This is a genomic window from uncultured Brachyspira sp. (genome assembly GCF_944393015.1).
GTDB lineage: Bacteria > Spirochaetota > Brachyspiria > Brachyspirales > Brachyspiraceae > Brachyspira.
The window spans coordinates 25,568-44,061 of sequence record NZ_CALXYQ010000006.1 but is presented as its reverse complement, the minus strand read 5'-3'; the positions used below and the strand labels follow the sequence as shown (position 1 = coordinate 44,061).

At 29.1% G+C, this 18,494-nt stretch carries 15 protein-coding genes; 6 read left to right on the top strand and 9 right to left on the bottom strand.

Annotated features, from left to right (window positions below; translation table 11 throughout):
- Positions 1-8: 8 nt before the first annotated feature.
- The 4 genes from Q0K19_RS03725 to Q0K19_RS03710 all read left to right on the top strand — a co-directional run bounded on the left by Q0K19_RS03725 (position 9) and on the right by Q0K19_RS03710 (position 4,035).
- Positions 9-1,022 carry an ABC transporter permease gene (locus Q0K19_RS03725; RefSeq protein ID WP_297245445.1) on the top strand — a complete coding sequence of 338 codons (1,014 nt, stop codon included), beginning with the start codon at positions 9-11 and terminating at the stop codon, positions 1,020-1,022.
- A gap of 43 nt (positions 1,023-1,065) precedes the next feature.
- On the top strand, positions 1,066-2,070 hold the full coding sequence (locus Q0K19_RS03720; protein WP_297245441.1) for an ABC transporter permease: 1,005 nt from the start codon (positions 1,066-1,068) through the stop codon (positions 2,068-2,070).
- Positions 2,071-2,089: 19 nt separating this feature from the next.
- Positions 2,090-3,079, top strand: a complete 990-nt coding sequence (locus tag Q0K19_RS03715; protein WP_297245439.1) for an autoinducer 2 ABC transporter substrate-binding protein — start codon at positions 2,090-2,092, stop codon at positions 3,077-3,079.
- 77 nt (positions 3,080-3,156) lie between these two features.
- Positions 3,157-4,035, top strand: a complete 879-nt coding sequence (locus Q0K19_RS03710; protein ID WP_297245437.1) for a sugar phosphate isomerase/epimerase — start codon at positions 3,157-3,159, stop codon at positions 4,033-4,035.
- A gap of 81 nt (positions 4,036-4,116) precedes the next feature.
- On the opposite strand, the gene Q0K19_RS03705 is transcribed toward Q0K19_RS03710, so the two are convergent.
- From Q0K19_RS03705 to Q0K19_RS03665, 9 genes are all read right to left on the bottom strand, one after another.
- Positions 4,117-4,920 (bottom strand): Cof-type HAD-IIB family hydrolase, encoded by an 804-nt coding sequence (locus tag Q0K19_RS03705; protein ID WP_297245435.1) that lies wholly within the window; start codon positions 4,918-4,920, stop codon positions 4,117-4,119.
- 3 nt (positions 4,921-4,923) lie between these two features.
- Positions 4,924-5,562: a 3-keto-L-gulonate-6-phosphate decarboxylase UlaD gene (locus Q0K19_RS03700; protein WP_297245433.1), complete on the bottom strand. Its 639-nt coding sequence runs from the start codon at positions 5,560-5,562 to the stop codon at positions 4,924-4,926.
- A gap of 28 nt (positions 5,563-5,590) precedes the next feature.
- Positions 5,591-6,286: an L-ribulose-5-phosphate 4-epimerase gene (locus Q0K19_RS03695; protein WP_297245431.1), complete on the bottom strand. Its 696-nt coding sequence runs from the start codon at positions 6,284-6,286 to the stop codon at positions 5,591-5,593.
- Between the two features lie 3 nt (positions 6,287-6,289).
- The gene (locus Q0K19_RS03690; RefSeq protein ID WP_297245562.1) at positions 6,290-7,126 is read right to left on the bottom strand and encodes an L-ribulose-5-phosphate 3-epimerase; all 837 of its coding nucleotides are present in this window, start codon (positions 7,124-7,126) and stop codon (positions 6,290-6,292) included.
- Positions 7,127-7,216: 90 nt separating this feature from the next.
- Complete coding sequence (locus Q0K19_RS03685) at positions 7,217-7,525, bottom strand: PTS sugar transporter subunit IIB (protein ID WP_297245429.1); 309 nt, start codon at positions 7,523-7,525, stop codon at positions 7,217-7,219.
- Positions 7,526-7,552: 27 nt separating this feature from the next.
- Complete coding sequence (locus tag Q0K19_RS03680) at positions 7,553-9,028, bottom strand: PTS ascorbate transporter subunit IIC (RefSeq protein WP_297245425.1); 1,476 nt, start codon at positions 9,026-9,028, stop codon at positions 7,553-7,555.
- Positions 9,029-9,060: 32 nt separating this feature from the next.
- Positions 9,061-10,119, bottom strand: a complete 1,059-nt coding sequence (gene ulaG / locus Q0K19_RS03675; protein ID WP_297245423.1) for an L-ascorbate 6-phosphate lactonase — start codon at positions 10,117-10,119, stop codon at positions 9,061-9,063.
- 23 nt (positions 10,120-10,142) lie between these two features.
- Entirely contained in the window at positions 10,143-10,574 is a 432-nt protein-coding gene (locus tag Q0K19_RS03670; RefSeq protein WP_297245421.1) for a PTS sugar transporter subunit IIA, read from the bottom strand.
- Positions 10,575-10,720: 146 nt separating this feature from the next.
- Positions 10,721-11,155 carry a PTS sugar transporter subunit IIA gene (locus Q0K19_RS03665; protein ID WP_014486961.1) on the bottom strand — a complete coding sequence of 145 codons (435 nt, stop codon included), beginning with the start codon at positions 11,153-11,155 and terminating at the stop codon, positions 10,721-10,723.
- Between the two features lie 296 nt (positions 11,156-11,451).
- Between Q0K19_RS03665 and Q0K19_RS03660 the strand changes: the two genes are divergently transcribed.
- Positions 11,452-15,840, top strand: a complete 4,389-nt coding sequence (locus Q0K19_RS03660) for a hypothetical protein (protein ID WP_297245560.1) — start codon at positions 11,452-11,454, stop codon at positions 15,838-15,840.
- Positions 15,840-18,476 carry an outer membrane protein assembly factor BamA gene (bamA, locus tag Q0K19_RS03655; RefSeq protein ID WP_297245418.1) on the top strand — a complete coding sequence of 879 codons (2,637 nt, stop codon included), beginning with the start codon at positions 15,840-15,842 and terminating at the stop codon, positions 18,474-18,476. The genes Q0K19_RS03660 and bamA overlap by 1 nt, the downstream gene beginning before the upstream one ends.
- Positions 18,477-18,494 lie beyond the last annotated feature (18 nt).

The following is an 18,494-nucleotide window of genomic DNA, read 5'->3' as shown; positions in this document are numbered from 1 at the left end:
ATTTATTTATGTCTAAATTTTTATTGACTATAACTAAACAAAAAGAATTTGGTATATTATTAATAATTATTATATTGTCTTTTATATTAACTTTAATAAGTGATGCTTTTTTAAAAATAGATAATATCTTCGATTTTATGAGAAGTTATGCTGTTTTAGGTATAATGGCATTTGGTATGCTTCCAGTACTTATTTCAGGAGGTATAGATTTATCCGTATCATCTACTATAGCCTTATGTGCTGTTGTTATAGGTAAGTTTTTGAATGCTTTTCCAAATTCAAATCCCATAGTAGTAATTTTACTATCAATGCTTACAGGATCAATAATAGGACTTATAAACGGAGTAATAATAACAAAATTTAAAATTCCGCCTATAGTAACTACATTAGGTACTATGACAATTATATTAGGAGGAGTTTTATTTTATACAGGAGGAATATGGATTACAGGATTGCCTGAATGGTGGAAAGAATTTGGAAGAATTCAGATAGGTAATTTTGCTAATTCTCAAGGTTCAACAACAGGTTTATCTATACAGGTTATAATGCTAATAATAGCGGCAATAATTACTTTTATCTTACTAAAATTTACTCTAATAGGAAGAGGAATATATGCTGTAGGAGGAAGTTATTCATCAGCTATAAGAGTAGGATATAATGTAGAACAAATATTAATATTCATATATGTATTTTGCGGTATGATGACAGGTTTTGCTGCTGCTGCCCATATATCAATAGTAGGTCAAGTAGACCCTAATACTTATAATGGTTATGAATTGGATGTTATAGCAATAGTTGTTTTAGGCGGAGCTAGTACAATGGGAGGATACGGAACTGTATTTGGAACTACTTTAGGAATCATATTAATGGCTGTACTTAAAAATGGATTAATTTTAGCTAAAGTTCCTACATTTTGGCAAAAGATAGTTATGGGGATTGTAATTGTAATAGCTGTTTCTGTTGATGTTATTAACAGAAAAAGAGAACAGGCAAAATTAGTACGTGTTGATATAGAAGAATAAATAGAAAGAATAAAGAATATTTTATAAGAATAGAGGTATTTTCATGAAATTTATTTCAGAGTTTAAATCAAAACATGTTGGTGAGTTTAGTTTAATCATCACATTTTTAGTAGTATTTTTGCTTATGGCTATTCTTAGCCCGACAAAATTTCTTTCACCATACAATTTACAAACAATGGCTTTTCAAATGCCTGAATTTGGTCTTATGGCTTTAGCAATGATGATATGTATATTAACAGGCGGTATTAATTTGTCTATTACTATGTCAGCATCATTATCAAGCATAATATCTGCATTCGTACTTTGTTCTAATTTTACACAATCTAATCCGGTGATTGGTGTTATATTAAGCATTATCTCTGTTATAGGAGTGGCAATTATATTGGGATTATTCAATGGTGCTGTAATAGCATATATAGGAGTTGCTCCTATGCTTGTTACTTTAGGTACTAAAACTTTATATGAAGGTATAGGACTGAATTTTACAAAAGGCGGTTCTATATCAGGTTTTCCTGAACTTTATATAGAAATAGGCAATGGATCTTTCTTTGGCATACCATATTCTATTATAATTTATATAATTATAATATTTTTATGTTACTTCTTATTTGAAAGAAGCACTTGGGGAACAAAAGTTTATATGATAGGATGTAATGAATTAGCATCTAAATTTTCTGGAATAGATACGAAAAAAATTCTTCTTCAAGTATACGTTTATTCTTCAATATTAACAGGTATAGCTTCAATATTTATTACTTCAAGATATAATTCTGCTAAAACAGATTATGGTTCATCTTATTTAATGCAGGCAGTTACAGCTGTTGTGTTGGGAGGAACAAGCATATCAGGAGGTCATGGTAAAGTTATTGGAACTGTTATAGCTGTTTGTATAATACAGGTAATATCTACAGGACTTAATATACTTCAAGTTAATAGATATATTATTAATATAATAACAGGAGGAATATTAATATTGGTATTAGCTCTAAGATATATATCAAATGTTATAAGTGATAAAAAACAAATACAAAATCGTTTAAATAAATAAATATTTTAGGAGGATTTTTATGCTCAAAAAAATTATTGCAGCTGCTTTAGCATTGAGTTTTGTTTTTATTAGTTGTTCTAATAATGCTTCAAATAATGCAGCAGGCGGAGAAAAAAAGGATGGATTCACTATAGTGGTTATGCCTAAATTAGTTGGAATTCCATACTTTACTCAAACAGGAGATGGTGCTATTAAAGCAGGTAAAGATTTAGGTGTTAATGTTATTTATAATGGTCCTACAACTGCAGATGCTGCCGAACAGATCAAAATGTTGGAAGACTATATAACTGTTGGTGCTGATGCTATTTGTGTTGCTCCAAATGACCCTGTTGCTATGGACCCTGTATTAAGAAAAGCAAAAAATGCTGGTATATTAGTACTTGACTGGGATACTCCGGCTAATGCTTCATTAGTAGATGCTTCTATTCGTCAAATATCTGACAAAGAGTATGCTGAACATATGTTGGATAAAATGGTTCAATATATGGGAACTGATGCTGCTGAATGGGCTATATTAACTGGAGGATTATCTGCTGAAAATTTAAATACTTGGATTAATTTTGCTAGAGATTATGCTTCAACTAAATATCCTAATTTAAAACTAGTAGCTGATCCTTTCCCTACAGATGAAAAACAAGATGTTGCTTTATCTACAACTAAAGACATAATAAAAGCATATCCTAATGTAAAAGGATTATTCTGTGTATCTACTCCTACACCTATAGGTGCTGGCTTAGCTGTAAGAGAATTAGGAGTACAAGATAAAGTTACTGTTGTTGGTTCTGCAGTAAAAGAAGATGTACAAGATTTATTAACTGATGGTTCTGTTGACTGCGGTTCTTTATGGAACTGTCCTAATTTGGGATATTTAACTGTAGCCGTTGCTAAATATATGCTTGAAGGCGGAAAATTAACAGACGGTGCAGATATACCTGGTTGGGGAGTTATAAAAATGGAAGGTGATAAAAATGTTATTTTAGGACCTCCAGAAGATTACGAAAAACAATAAATAAAATAATTATAAATAGAATTAGGTTGGAGTTTTTATTACTTCAGCCTAATTTTTTGATACAGGAGTTAATAAATATGAAATATGGTATATATTATTCTTATTGGGAAGAGTCTTGGGGTGCTGATTTTGTAAAGTATATAGAAAAAGTATCTAAATTAGGTTTTGATGTTTTAGAAATCAATGCCTCCGCTCTTTTTGATTATTCGGATAATAAAATTAATGAAGTAAAAAAAATAATAAATGATAATAATATTATATTAACAGCTGGATATGGTCCTATAGCAGAACATAATATAGGAAATATAAATACTAGAAATAAGGCTTTTGATTGGTATAAAAAAGTATTTTCTGTTATGCAAAAATTAGATATACATATTATATGCGGAGCTATTTATTCTTATTGGCCTGTTGATTACTCTAAAAAAATTAACAAAGAAGAAGATTTAAAAATGTCAATTGAAGGTATGAAATTATTGGCTAATGTTGCAAAAGAATATGATGTAAATATATGCTGTGAAGTATTAAATCGTTTTGAAAACTATTTATTAAACACAGCAAAAGAGGCGGTTGCTTTTGTTAAAGAAGTTGGTTTTGATAATGTCAAAGTTATGTTAGATACTTTTCATATGAACATAGAAGAAGAGAGTTTTTCTAATGCTATAAAAGAAGCAGGAAAATATTTAGGACATTTCCATCTTGGAGAACCTAATAGAAGAGTACCAGGAGAAGGAAGAATGCCTTGGAATGAAATATTAGATGCTTTAATAAGTATAGATTATAAAGGTTATGCTGTTATGGAACCTTTTGTAAAAAGAGGCGGTGAAGTAGAAACAGACATAAAAATTTGGAGAGATTTACTAGCTGATACTTCTGAAGAAAAATTGGATAATGCAGCAAAAAATTCTGTTAATTTCTTAAAAACATTAGAAAAAATTAGAAGAGGGTTATTATAAAATAATCATAAAAAAGAGGTTATAAAAACTTATTATAACCTCTTTTTTACTTTTTAATTAATAAAAATATTATAAAAAATTCTATAATCCAAAATTTAAATATTTATTTATAAAATAACCAACCCCATCTTCTTCATTAGTTTTTGTAAGATGTACGCATTTTTCTTTTACTACAGCTTCAGCATTCTCAACAGCAACAGATACCCCAGCAAATTCAAGCATCTCCAAATCATTATTATTATCACCAAAAGCCATTATATTATCCGATTTTATATTATATTTATCTGCTAAATAACTTAATGCCTTAGCCTTTGAAGCATTTGGGCTATGAACTTCTAAATAAACAGGTCTTGAAAATGTATAATATATACTGTTTCCAAAAGTTTCTTTTAATTCTTCTTCTATAACTTTTAATCTGTCATTTTCTCCTATGAACATGAACTTACTGAAAGAAAAATCTTCTATATTATCAAAACCTATAACATAATTATCTATTTTAGCTATTGATACATAAAAATCTATCCATCTTTTATCAAAAAAACCTATATTCCATCTTTCAGCTAAAAAACCCTGATGATATATATTATATTTTTCAGCAATCTTTATAAGTTCTTTACCTATAGAAGCATCTAAATTCTGCTGGTATATAATATTAGAATTTTTATCAGTTATCATAGCACCATTAAATGATATAAGCTCTGTATCAATATTTAAATCATATAAAAATTTGGTAGCTGCAGAAGTGGGTCTTCCAGTGGACAATATTATTTTTATACCCATTTCAGCAGCTTTTTTTATAACATTTTGATTATATTCACTTATTTGATGATTTCTATTTAATAAAGTACCGTCCAAATCGGTAGCTATAAGCTGAATATTATTCAAAGATTATCTCCAATATTTTAATATTTCTTCTTTAAATTTTCTAGCTTCTTTAGAAGGATCCTCAGCATCTCTTATGCTTCTTCCTGTAATGAAAGTAAATACATTAATATCTTTAAAAAGTTTCAAAGTATCTATTTCAAGACCGCCTGTAACAGAAACTTTAAATCCCATTTCAGTTAATTTTTTAATTTTTTCTAAATCACTATCAGACCAAGTTTGACCAGCAAGAAGTGCATCTCTACTTTGATGATATACAGCCTGAGTAATTCCAGCATCTTTCCAAGCCTTAGCATGATCAAAAGTCCAATCTCCATAAAGCTCAACTTGAAGCTCTTTAACTTCTTTCAAAGCAGCTTTCATAGTAGGTATAGTTGCAGAACATATAACAGTCATCCAATCAGCACCTGCATCAGCACACATTTTTGCAACTGTACCGCCTGCATCAGCACATTTAGTATCTGCTAATATAATTTTATCAGGATATAAAGCTCTAAGACATCTTACAGCTTCCATTCCCTCAGCTAGACAAAGAATAGTGCCTGCTTCTATAACATCAACTTCATTTCCAACAGCCTTAGCAGATTTTAAAGCTCCGCTTAAAGTAGTATTATCTAATGCAATTTGCAATAAAGGTATAGCCATATTTTTCTCCTTAAAAATTATTTATTTATTAGTTTTGTCCATAATAAGCATTAGCACCATGTTTTCTAAAATAGTGCTTATTAAGTAAATACTGTTCTACAGACTTTATTTCAGGGGTTATTTGTATAGTTCTGTAAGCCATTTTAGCAAGCTCTTCCATAACAACAGCATTATGAACAGCTTCTTTAGCATCTTTACCCCAAGCAAAAGGACCATGAGAAGCTATTATAATACCAGGTATATCCATAGGATTAATATTTCTTTTTTTAAGAGTTTCTATGATAACAAGACCGGTATTTTTTTCATATTCACCTTCTATTTCCTCTTTAGTCAAAGGTCTTGCACAAGGTATATCGCCATAAAAATAATCTGCATGTGTTGTACCCAAAGCAGGTATATCTTTTCTAGCCTGTGCCCAGCTTGTAGCATAGCTTGAATGAGTATGTACTATTCCGCCTATTTCAGGGAATGCCTTATATAATTCTATATGTGTAGCTGTATCAGAAGAAGGTTTATATTTTCCTTCTAATTTATTGCCGTCTAAATCTAAAACTACCATATCTTCTGCTTTCATTACATCATAATCAACGCCGCTAGGTTTAATAGCAAATCTTTTAGATTCTCTATCTAAACCGCTTACATTTCCCCAAGTATATATTACAAGTTCTTTTTTAACGAGTTCAAGATTCTCTTCAAATACTATTTTTTTTAATTCTTCAAGCATAATTTAATAAAATCCTCCCTCTTTCATCTTTTCTAATACCCATTTTTTTTCTTTCATCACATATTCTTTAGGGTTATCTGATTTTTCAGACCACATCTCTATCATAAAAGTTCCATTATAATTAAGTTCTTTTAATAATTTAAAACATTTCACAAAATCAACACATCCTTCTCCAAAAGGAACTTCTTTAAATTTTCCTTCACAACCTTCTTTAGGAGCTATAGTATCTTTAATATGTATGGCAGTAATTTTATGAATTCCCTTTCTTATTTCATCTTCAACATCATTTCCCCAAGCTGTTAAATTGCCTAAATCAGGATAGACTGTAAGCCAAGGACTATTGCAAATTTTATCATATTCTAAAAACTTAGTTATAGAGTTTAAAAAATGTGTATCCATAATTTCTATAGAAAGCATTACCTGATATTTAGCAGCCATTTCAAGAGATTTTTTTAATCCATCTATGAATAGTTGCTTTGTTTCTTCATCTCCTTTTTCATAATAAACATCATAACCAGCTAATTGTATTATTCTTATTCCTATATCACTTGCAAATATAATGGCTTTCTCCATAAGCTCCATAGCTTTCTTTCTAGTATCAGAATTTTTACTTCCCATAGGAAATCTTCTATGTCCGCTAAAGCACATAGTAGGTATTTTTATACCAGTTTCAAATATAGATTTTACTAATGATTCCCTTTCATCTTTAGTCCAATCTAATCTGGCAAGCCTTTCATCTGTTTCGTCTATTGATATTTCAACAAAATCAAAACCTAATTCTTTAGCATCTAATAATTTCTGATGCCAAGAAGTATTTTTTTCCAAAGCTTTTTCATATATTCCAAATAAATTATTGATAATATCACCCTCCAGTATAATTAAAAAATAGGGAAATAATTAATAAATAAATATTTCCCCATTCAAAAATTATCACTTATTTTTCAAATCTTCTAAATATCCGGATTCATTAAGTTTTTGTTTGAATTCCTGTTCTGATAGAACATTCTTAATTCCGATAACTCTTACGCCTTTTTCAATTGATTCTTTAAACATATCAATAAAATTTAAAGGACAAAATACTAAATCATAATTAATAGCTGTACTCTTACCTTCAGATAAAGCACAATGGTGAACATTTGCTCCATTAATACCTAATGATTTAAGAGCTTTTTCAGCGGTCATTTTCATCATTAAACTAGTGCCGGATCCATTAGCACAAGAAACTAAAACTTTTAACATAATAATAATCTCCTTAAAATAAAATATTTAAGCATTTGCTTTTTGTTGTTTTTCTTTTATTTTTTCTTTGTATGCTTCGTAATCATCAGTGATTAAGAAATATGTATCTTTATTTCTCATATATTGTATCTGAGGTATAGCTATTAATATTAATATTATTATACCTACACCAGCATAACCTAAATATTTCATAATAACTGTAAATCCAGGCCATAATATAGCCCAGTCCCACATACCTAAATAACCGCCATAAGCAGCAAGACCTACCCAATAGGCTATAAAGGCAGAACCAAATACCTGACATAATCCGGAAATAAATGGAAGAATCATAGCAGCTTTAATACCGCCTCTATTATTTGCAAATACAGCTATAGTAGCATTATCAAAAAATACAGGAATAAATCCGGCTATTATTATAACAGGACTCTTCATAAGTATCAGTATAATGATTGCAAGGAATTGTCCTGCAGCACCAAATAATAAACCTATAGTAACGGCATTTGGAGAACCGAAACCGAAAGTAGCAGCACAGTCAATACCAGGAACAGCACCAGGAAGAAGTCTTGTAGATATACCTTGGAAAGACTGAGTTAATTCGGTAACGAATGTTCTAACTCCTAATTGAAGTATAGCTAAATATACAGCAAAATTCAAAGCTGTAGTCAATGTATAGAAGAAGAAACTCTGACCTTCTTTCATAAAATTATTAGCTATTAAATAATCTCTTCCTAAAGTTAATAATATTATACCAAAGAATACTAACATTAATATGGAAGTAGATACCATGTTTTCATTGAATATTGATAAAAATCCAGGAAATTTAATATCTTCTAATTTTTTACCTTCGCCTTTTCCTTTTAATTTTTCAGCTATAGTAGAAAATATTTTTAAAGCAAATATCTGTTGATGAGCAACACAAAAACCGCCGCCTTCTGTTAAATCTTGAGTAATTTCTACTGTTAAGTTAGAACCTACAGCCCAATATAAACCAAGAAGTATGCTCATCATTACAAGTATAGGAGTATCGCCTAATTCTGGAAAACAGAAAAATATTAGCCAGAAAGCTGTAGCAGCCTGTTGTATTTGTACATTTCCTGTAGTAAATATAGAACGTATTTTTGTAACTTTTCTAAAAGCAACCAAAAGAATATTAAATATGAATGCTATAAGAAGCAGAAGCATTACCTGAGAAAAAGATTTACCTATATGCTCCATTGCAGCCTGAACAGCATTTTGTCCATAATAAGGGTCTATAACTGTTGCCTGCAAATTAAATTTATCTTTAAGTCCTACAAGTATAGGTCTAAAATTATTAACAAGCCCTCCAGAACCCACTGAAAGTATAAGATATCCAACAGTAGCTTTCAAAAAACCTGCTAAACATTCATACCAAGGTTTTTTTAATAGGATATAACCTATTAATACTATAAAACCAATAAAATATGCAGGCTGTGTGAGAATATTTTGGGCAAAATATGTCCATATTTTCAATAAAATCTCCATTAATTATATCCTTTCATTTTATTCACATCTAATTATAACATAGAACGGAATGGAATATTTTGCTCATGTTCAAAACAATCTTCAAAACCTCTAGGATGATGATACTGAACTAAATCTTTATCTCTAGGATAAACGTATTTACCGCCTACTTCCCATATGAAAGGCTTAAACTGATACTGAAGTCTGTCTTTTTTCATTTTGTATAGAACTTCTATTTCTCTTGTATCAGCCATAAAGTTAGTCCATACATCATAGTGTATAGGTATAACAACTTTACATCTTAAAGCTTCAGCCATTCTAAGAACATCTATAGAAGTCATTTTATCTGCAATACCTACAGGATTTTCACCATAAGAACCTAAAGCAACATCAATATCAAAATCTTTACCATGTTTAGCAAAATAAATAGAATAATGAGAATCTCCGCTATGATATATATTTCCGCCAGGAGTTTTTATAACATAATTAACAGCTTTTGTATCCATTTCAGGAACAGTATTTCTTAAATCATCAGGAGGAGTAGTTACTAAACAAGTTCTATCGAAAGAATCTGTAGCTATTATTTCTACGTCTTTAATTTTTACAGAATCACCTGGTTTAACAACTATACATCTGTCAGCAGGAACACCCCACTCAATCCATTTTTCTACTGAATATTTAGGACCTATAAAAGGTATAGGTTCTTTAATATTCTTCATAACAGCAGCAGCTACATTAATATCTATATGATCATTATGATAATGAGTGGATAGTATAGCATCTACTTTTTTTATTGCAAAAGGATCTATAACAAAAGGAGAAGCTCTAAGATTAGGCTGCAATTTTCTTACACCTGCCATATTAGCCATTTGGTGTCCTGCTACCATATTTTTTGTTTTTTTTGTTCTTTTTCCATTACCACACCATAAATCTATACATATGTTAGCATCACCTGGGGTTTTTACCCAAATACCAACACATCCAAGCCACCACATAGCAAATGTATTTGGTTCTACAACCTCTTCTTCTATCTCTTCATTAAGCCAAGTTCCCCATTCAGGAAAACTGTCCAATATCCAACCTTCTCTGGTAATTGAATCAATTTTACTCATATTTTCTCCTTTATTATTTTAATTTATAAAAATGACAAAATTTCATCTTCTGTAAGATCTTCTTTTATCATTTTTTTAACCTTATCATCATTACATAAAAATTCGGCTAATTCAGATATAGCTTCCTGATGACTGTCAGAATTTTCAGCAGCTAAAACGAAGAATAAATATACCTTTTCATCTGTTTTATAAAAATCAACACCATTTTTTACTTTTAGAAAACTCATCCCCATTTTTAATACTCCGTTTTCAGGTCTTGAATGCGGCATAGCAGCACCTTCAGTAAGAACTATATAAGGACCATATTTATATACATCATCTATTATAGCCTGAATATATCTCTCTTCTATATTATTATTATCTACTAAAGATTTTGCTGCTATTTTTAGAGCTTCTTCCCAATTTGAAACATTTTCTACTATTTTCATATTATCTTTTAACAACTCTTTTAACATAAAAACTCCAAAATTTATTTATTATAATAAAACAATTTTTGGATTTGTAAAAAATAATATTATTTTTAAAAACATTTTATATATGCATATAGAATGTTTTTAAAAATTCATATTATCAAATTATATATAATAAACCATACAGTATATTACTGTAAAATAATATCATATATTTCTAAATCAGTTAATTCATCATACATTATTCTTTTAATTTTTTCACTTTCATTTAACAAATCAGCAATTTCTTCCATTAATTCCTGATGATTATCATTATTTTCAGCAGCTAAGGTAAATAGTAAAAATATTTTATTTTTTTCATCAAAATCCACACCATTTTTAATTTTCAAAAGAGTAATGCCGTTTTTTATAACTCCGTCTTCAGGTCTGGCATGAGACATAGCCATTCCATCTCCAAGAACAATATAAGGTCCGCTTTCTTTAATATTTTTTATGATATTATCAACATATCTAGGTTCTATACATTTATTTTCAATAAGAAGTTCAGCTCCTTTTTTTATAGCCTCTTCCCAATTATCAACACTATCAACTATATCTATTTTGTTTCTTATAAGTTCTTTTAACATTAGAAACCTCCACATAATAAACTTTTATTTGGTACATTATTATACTTTTATTTTTATTATTTGTCAATTCTTATTTTTTATGTACATGAAAGTTTCAAAATAATAAAGTTATGCTGTATTTTAATATCTAAAAATAGAAATTACGATAATAAGATATTAAAATATAACAATTTTTTTGTAAATAGGTTATATTATATAATGTAAACTATATTTGCAAATAGGAATTTATTTAATTAATGCAAAAAACTAGGTATTCTAAATTTAGAATGTATGTGGCTACAACCTTGTTAGCTTTTATGATACCTGCTTTATTTAGTATATCTATAGTAATATCTAATAAACAAAAATATCTAGACAATGTTATAGAATATATAAATAAAGTAAGCCCTATAAATATATACATATCAGATATAAGTATATCCTATAAATTAGAATTAGTATTAGATAATGTAAAACTATACTCTAAAAATAATCAAAAAGCTTTTTTTGAAATGGATAGAGCTAGTTTGAGATTTAATATATTTAGAATATTTATAAAGAAAGATCCTTTGTATCTTTTAAGCGATGTAAATATTAATAATGCTGATTTTTATCCTAATTTATTAGATACTTCTATATTTAAAAGTGATGATACCAATAAAAATGCTTATACTGATTCAAGAGATATCATCAATAATATTACAACTATATTTCAAGAAAAGAATATAAATATAAAAAACTTCTCTGCTAAGCTAGTAGATAACAATAATATCACAGAGGTATCTATTACAGATTTAAATGGTAATTTTAGAGATTACGGATATTTTCTTTCATACGACTTAAATTTACCTGACAAAACAATAGTTAATTTTAATGTAGAAAGCTCAACTAACTTAGCTAATATAAAATCAGAAATATCAGGCAGAGATGACAGAAATGAGCTATTTAAATATGATTTATTCGTTACAAATACATTCTATGATATATTTATTGGCTTGCAAAATAAAAGTAAATATGATTTCATAAATTTTACATACAACTATAATAAAGAAGATATGGTATTTTCTGTTACAAATATTAAACTTACAAAAGATACTGTACATAAATTTATGAGTATAGCTTTAGATACACCTATTGTTAGTAAATTTGTAAAATTGGATAATAAAACGATAAGTACTGTAAGTAATTATATAAATACATTTAGAGATGCTGAAATTAATTCTTCCGGATATTATTCATTTAAAGGAAGAAAAAAATCACATATAGATTTTGATTTAAATGTAAGAGATAAACTATTCAATGTAGCAATAGATGCAAAACTTACTAATAATAAAATAATACTGTCAAATGCTTATGCTAGTGTTTTAGAAGGAAATATTATAGCGAGCGGAATAGTTGATTTAGATAATCCTATATCAAGTGCTGTTTCTTTAAATGTAAATAATGTAAAGGCTGGTGTAAATTATTTATCAACAAAAGTATATTTAAAGCCGGTTGTCAATGCGGATAATGAGGAAATAAAGTCTAGATTTACTATAGCATCATTAAGCTATGCTAATTCTATGCCTAATCCTATGACATTTGAATTTCTATATAAGAAACCTGAAAAAGAAATATCTATAAGATTAATACCAAATGAATATTATCAGCCTTTATATGCTAGCTATTCTTTAGACAATACTAATCCTGTAATAGCTACAGCAAAAGGTGTAATACCTCAAGAGATATTCGTAGTATTGTTAGGACAAAATATAATAGATAACTTATCTTCTCTAAATGTAGAATATACTATGAGTAATGCTATGTATACTGGAGGAAAAGGAAATGTACATGTATTGCAGGCCTCATCTAGAAAAATATATACAGAAGAATATTTAATAAGAGTAGGAGCATCTGTTTATAAAAATATTATAGATATTAATGATATTTATTATAGATTATCTGAAGACGGCGGAATAAATGCTAATGCTAAAATAGAATATGATAAAAACTTTAATGTTAAAATAAATGGAGGTGTTAACACTCCTGCCGGTAATTACGGATTAAGCGGATTTAGTACAACTTCTACAAATGGAAGCAAAATAATATATGCTTCAACTGATAATTCAGAAATAATAGCAAGCGGTATAATAGCTACAAACGGAATATTAGATTTGAATATTAAAACCCCCAAAACTTTAAGTATAAAAGATATAGATATAAATGTAGATGTAGACATAAATAATTATATGCAAAAGCCTTTATATATATATGGTAATGTAAAAGCTAATAAAAATCTCGCTCCAATATTTGCTTTAAATACTCAATTTGAATTATCGAATCAAAGCATAATGTTTACAAATATCATTTTAAATTATGGAGAAAATAGAATAACAGGAGACGGAATATTAAGTTCTACAGACGGTATAACTAAATTTGCTGCTTTATTAAAAGATTTAGAAAATAATGGAATATTCGCAGTAGATGCTTCTATTAATAAAAATAATATATATGGTAATATAACTGTTAATCAGCTTCCTTTTGATATAAGCGGTCAGGCTTATGGAGTATTAACAGCAAATGCCACTATAATAGGATTAATGAATAATCCTGTAATTTATCTTGAAAAATTTGATATAAAAGATTTCCAAATACCTGGAATGCAGTTTGATGTTTCTTTAAATGGATATTATAGGGCAAATGAACTTGAAATAAAAGATGTACTTATAACTAAAACAGGTGATTTTGGAATGCTTACAGCAAAACCATTTGCTAAAAAACAGCAGATAAAAATTCCTTATGCTTATTTTTCAAAAGAACTTCAAAATATGACAATAGAAGTTAATAATATGAATTTTATGAGTTCATTTTCAGGAAATATAAATTACAATATGAGAAAATTACCAAATGGTACAGAAGAATATAGGCTTCAAACAGGTCCTATTACCGTAAACAAGAGAAAACTTCCTGAATTCGGAACTACAGTCATTAGAGATAAAAATAATATATTTCTTACAAACACTAAAAATCATGGTATAAAAGGTGCTATAGTAGGAGAAGACGGAAATACAAGAACTGATTTAGTTTATATGTATGATAATAATGATATGTTAAATATAAATGGAGTTATAAAAAATACTAAAAGAGATCAGGTAGACTTGCTAGTTACATCAGATATAATAAATGTAGAAGTTTTTGAAATATTTAATATTTTATTCACAGAAATAGCTTCATCTCCTACAAACTTTATGGTAGACGGCAAACCTTATACTTTATATGCTCATGTTCATGGTGATGCTGATAATGTAAAAATAGACGGAAGATTTTTAGGACATGGAAAAAGAGTAAAAATAGCATATTTCAATGATATATTTGATGATACAATAGTAGACTTCAATTTTGACGGACATATGTTTAATGTTAATAACTTAACATTTACCTCTAGAAATAAGAAAAATTTAACTGTAACAGGTGAGGCAGAATTATTCAAAAATAATATAAATTATATGTCATTTGATTTATTGTCATCAGATGAACAGCTAGGACTTTTAGATGGTAATTTAAATTTAGGTATAGCTAAAGTAAAAGGCCCTGTCCATGTAGACCTTACAGTAAATGGAAATATGGAAGCACCTAGAATAGGCGGAATACTTACACTTATGAAAAGTGATGTTCAATTATCTACTCTTCCTTCCGGAAGTACATACAGAGAAAGAGTTTATGGAATACTCAGCAAAATATATTGGGATTTCACTATAGAAGCTTGGCGTCAGGTTAGAGTTGCACATAATTTAGTAGGAGATGTATATTTAGAAGAAGGTTCTAAAATGAGAGTTTATAATACCCTTCTTGATGGAATAGAACTTGCCGGAACTATAAATGTAGAGAGAGGAAGTATATACTATTTACAAAATGTATATCAGCTTGAAAGAGGTTCTGTAACTTTCCCTCCTAACAATAGTTTAGATCCTATAATAGATGCAACTGCTTACACATACAAAAAATATTATCCTACAACAGCAAACACATCTTCCCAGTCTTATGAAAATGAATTATCAGGAGAAAGTGTAACTTTGTATATGGAAATGAATGCAAGACTTTCTCAATTATTATCCTCTGAGGATAGCGTATTAAGACCTGTAAAATTTTATACTATACCTGCTTTAGGACAATATCAGGTTAATCAGCTTGCTGGAATACCTCAGGGAACCTTTGGAAACAGAGAAGATCAGATGTTTGCCCAAAGCACAGCAAGTAGAAACTCAATAAACAATGATCAGCAATTACAGCAGCTTACTATGAATTACAGCGACTTACTATTAAGGAGTACAGTATTAAGACCAGTAGAAAGATGGTTCAGACAATTTTTAGGCATAGATTATATAAACTTAACCCCTACAGTAGTAAATAACTTATTATTTGTTACAAATAATAACAGTATAAGTCCTACTTCTGTATGGGATAATACAAGTGTTGGTATAGGTAAATATGTTTCTAAATATTTGTATTTAAAATACGATGTTACATATAGAGTAAATGATACAACAAGACCTAGTTTAAATGGAAGAAACGTCGATCCTTACTATTTCGACCATCAATTTGGTTTTGAAGTATCATTATTAAAAAATTATAAACTTGCAAATTTTGTGTTTGAGTATAAAATAAATCCTTTCGATATAAGAGGAAAAGGACAAGATTTTAATATTGTTACTCGGTGGAGATTTTAGTGAATTTTATTAAGAAAAATTGTATTATTTTATTTTCATTTCTTTTGCTTGCTGCAGCTTTACTTATATCTGCAGAAGGCGACTTTGAAAATTTACGAACAGCGAGAAATATAGCTGTATACGAAGGTCTTACAATAAACCGTATAGACGTTACAGGTGAAGTTAGGCTTACAAAAGATCAAATAATAAATAACTTCCCTATAAAAGCTGGAAGTAAATTTCAAAGAACTCAAATAAATGATGCTATAAAAAAATTATTTGATACTCAATTATTTGACAGAGTTGCAATAGATGCCAACAGAGAAGATGATGGGGTGGTTTTAACTATTGTAGTAGCTGAAAGATTCATAATAAAAGACATAGAGTATATAGGAAATAAAAGGCTAAGCAGAACTGCACTTAATGATGCTGTAAAACCTATAATGAAAGCTGGGGATCCTTATATACCTCAGAAATTGAATGATGCTGTTAATGCTATTATAACAAATTATCAAGATAAGGGATATTTAAAAGCTTATGTTGAGCCTAAAGTAATAGAAAATAAAGATACTTCTGATGTTTTAATACAGATGAACATAGTGGAAGGTAATGAAGTTAAAGTTGCCAGTATAAGATTCCATGGAAATACTCATTTCACAGATAACGAGCTCAAAAGACAAATGTCTACAAAAGAAAATGGATTTATGACTCTTGGAAAATTTAACGAATTTACATTTGATGCTGATAAAGATAAAATTGTTAAGTATTATGCAGACAGAGGTTATTACAGAGCCAAAGTTGATAATGTAAAGTTCACGTATCAATGGAGAAATCCGGAAATAAAGAATGAACAAGATTTGATAATAGATGTATATCTTACAGAGGGAGATAAATATTATTTTGGTGATATAGGGTTTAAAGGAAACTTTATAATACCTTCTGAAAATATACAAAAAGATATAAAGTCCAAAAAAGGTGCATTATATAATTACTCATATCATATGGCAGATTATCAGGGTATACAAAACAAATACTCTGAAAGAGGTTATATATTCAGACAAGTTATACCTGTAATTAATGTCAATGAAGAAAACAAAATAGTAAATATAATGTATGATATAGTTGAAAATGATAAAGTACATATAGAAAACATTACTATATCAGGAAACACAAAAACTAAAGATTTTGTTATAGAAAGATATATTGATATTAAACCTGGAGAAGTATTTAATACAACAAAAATTCAGAGAGTACAAGAAAGATTATATAATACTCAATATTTTGATAATATTAATTTAGGAGTAAAACCCGGTTCTGCTGAAGGACTTATGGAATTAAATTTAAATGTAAGTGAAGGAAAAACTGCTATGGTATCAGGAGGAGGCGGTTTCTCCACTGGTTCAGGATTTAAAGTATTTGCTTCTATTAGAGAAAATAACTTCTTAGGAAGAGGTTTAACATTAGGATTGAGCGGAGAATTCGGAGAGCAGCAAAAACGTATAGCAGTAAACTTTGCTGAACCTTATTTACTTAATTTGCCTATATATTTAGGTGTTGATTTGTCATACTTCAATGAAGGTGTAAACACAGGATATGAAATAGGAACGGATCAATTCGGAATACCTAAATATTCATATTATACTAGACATGGTTTTGAAGGTATAGTAAGACTTGGTTATTATTTTGCTGACTATTATTCTACATTCATCACATTTGATACTATAGTACAGCAGTATCAGCAATGGCATGATCAGGGTGCTAATGAATCAGGCCCTAATTATGTCCTTAGTGATGTAAAAAAATATTTAACTCATAGAGTAAATAAAAAAAACGGTTCATTTGAAAGATGGGAAAGTGATTGGTTTACAACATTCATTATTTCATATTCTTTGCTTAGAGACAGCAGAAACGATTATTTGAACCCTACTAGAGGAAGTTTCTTAAGAGGTATGGTAGACTTCTATTTCGGCCATACTCAGCTTACTAGATTAAGCGCTACAGGATTCTTGGCTGTACCTGCTACAGAATGGCTTTCATTTGCATTCTATGGAGAATTAGGACAAATAATTGCTACTCCTGGACTTCCTTTACAAAATGATGCCGATGTACTTTATTACTTAAACCCATTTGAAGATGTACGCGGATGGGATACTTCTAAATATACTATATTCAAGAAAAATAGAGGCCTATCAACTTATGATATGATAGGATCCACTACTGGTTCAGATGGTAAGCCTACTACAGACTCTTGGAGTTATGGTAGAGCAAAAGTAAGATTCTTTGCTGAGCTTCGTATACCTATTATACCTAAAACTCTTGGATTTGTTACTTTCCTTGATGCAGGACAATTATGGATGCCTGGAAGTACTGGTTGGAATCAGGACGGAGATGCTCATACATATCCTTCTCAATTTATGGATATTAGAGATATGTTTGATCCTTCTCAGTATATATATTCTGTAGGATTCGGATTCAGACTTACAATACCTATATTCAACATAAGATTCTATATTGCTAAGAGATTCGTTTATAACAAAGAGGATGTTGGATTCGGTAAAGGTTTTCAGGACTTTGAAGGGGATACTTTCACTCCTCTAGGTGCTTGGCTTGGAAGAGGATGGGGAATTGCATTTACTATGAACCACCCATTCTATTAAAAATATATAAAAACAATT

Excerpts from the sequence above, each read along its gene's own strand:
- Q0K19_RS03665 (WP_014486961.1), bottom strand. The coding sequence starts at position 11,155 with ATGTTAAAAGAACTTATAAGAAACAAAATAGATATAGTTGATAGTGTT.
- Q0K19_RS03720 (WP_297245441.1), top strand. The coding sequence starts at position 1,066 with ATGAAATTTATTTCAGAGTTTAAATCAAAACATGTTGGTGAGTTTAGT.
- Q0K19_RS03715 (WP_297245439.1), top strand. The coding sequence starts at position 2,090 with ATGCTCAAAAAAATTATTGCAGCTGCTTTAGCATTGAGTTTTGTTTTT.
- Q0K19_RS03725 (WP_297245445.1), top strand. The coding sequence starts at position 9 with ATGTCTAAATTTTTATTGACTATAACTAAACAAAAAGAATTTGGTATA.
- Q0K19_RS03680 (WP_297245425.1), bottom strand. The coding sequence starts at position 9,028 with ATGGAGATTTTATTGAAAATATGGACATATTTTGCCCAAAATATTCTC.
- Q0K19_RS03700 (WP_297245433.1), bottom strand. The coding sequence starts at position 5,562 with ATGGCTATACCTTTATTGCAAATTGCATTAGATAATACTACTTTAAGC.
- Q0K19_RS03670 (WP_297245421.1), bottom strand. The coding sequence starts at position 10,574 with ATGTTAAAAGAGTTGTTAAAAGATAATATGAAAATAGTAGAAAATGTT.
- ulaG (WP_297245423.1), bottom strand. The coding sequence starts at position 10,119 with ATGAGTAAAATTGATTCAATTACCAGAGAAGGTTGGATATTGGACAGT.
- Q0K19_RS03685 (WP_297245429.1), bottom strand. The coding sequence starts at position 7,525 with ATGTTAAAAGTTTTAGTTTCTTGTGCTAATGGATCCGGCACTAGTTTA.
- Q0K19_RS03710 (WP_297245437.1), top strand. The coding sequence starts at position 3,157 with ATGAAATATGGTATATATTATTCTTATTGGGAAGAGTCTTGGGGTGCT.
- Q0K19_RS03695 (WP_297245431.1), bottom strand. The coding sequence starts at position 6,286 with ATGCTTGAAGAATTAAAAAAAATAGTATTTGAAGAGAATCTTGAACTC.
- Q0K19_RS03660 (WP_297245560.1), top strand. The coding sequence starts at position 11,452 with ATGATACCTGCTTTATTTAGTATATCTATAGTAATATCTAATAAACAA.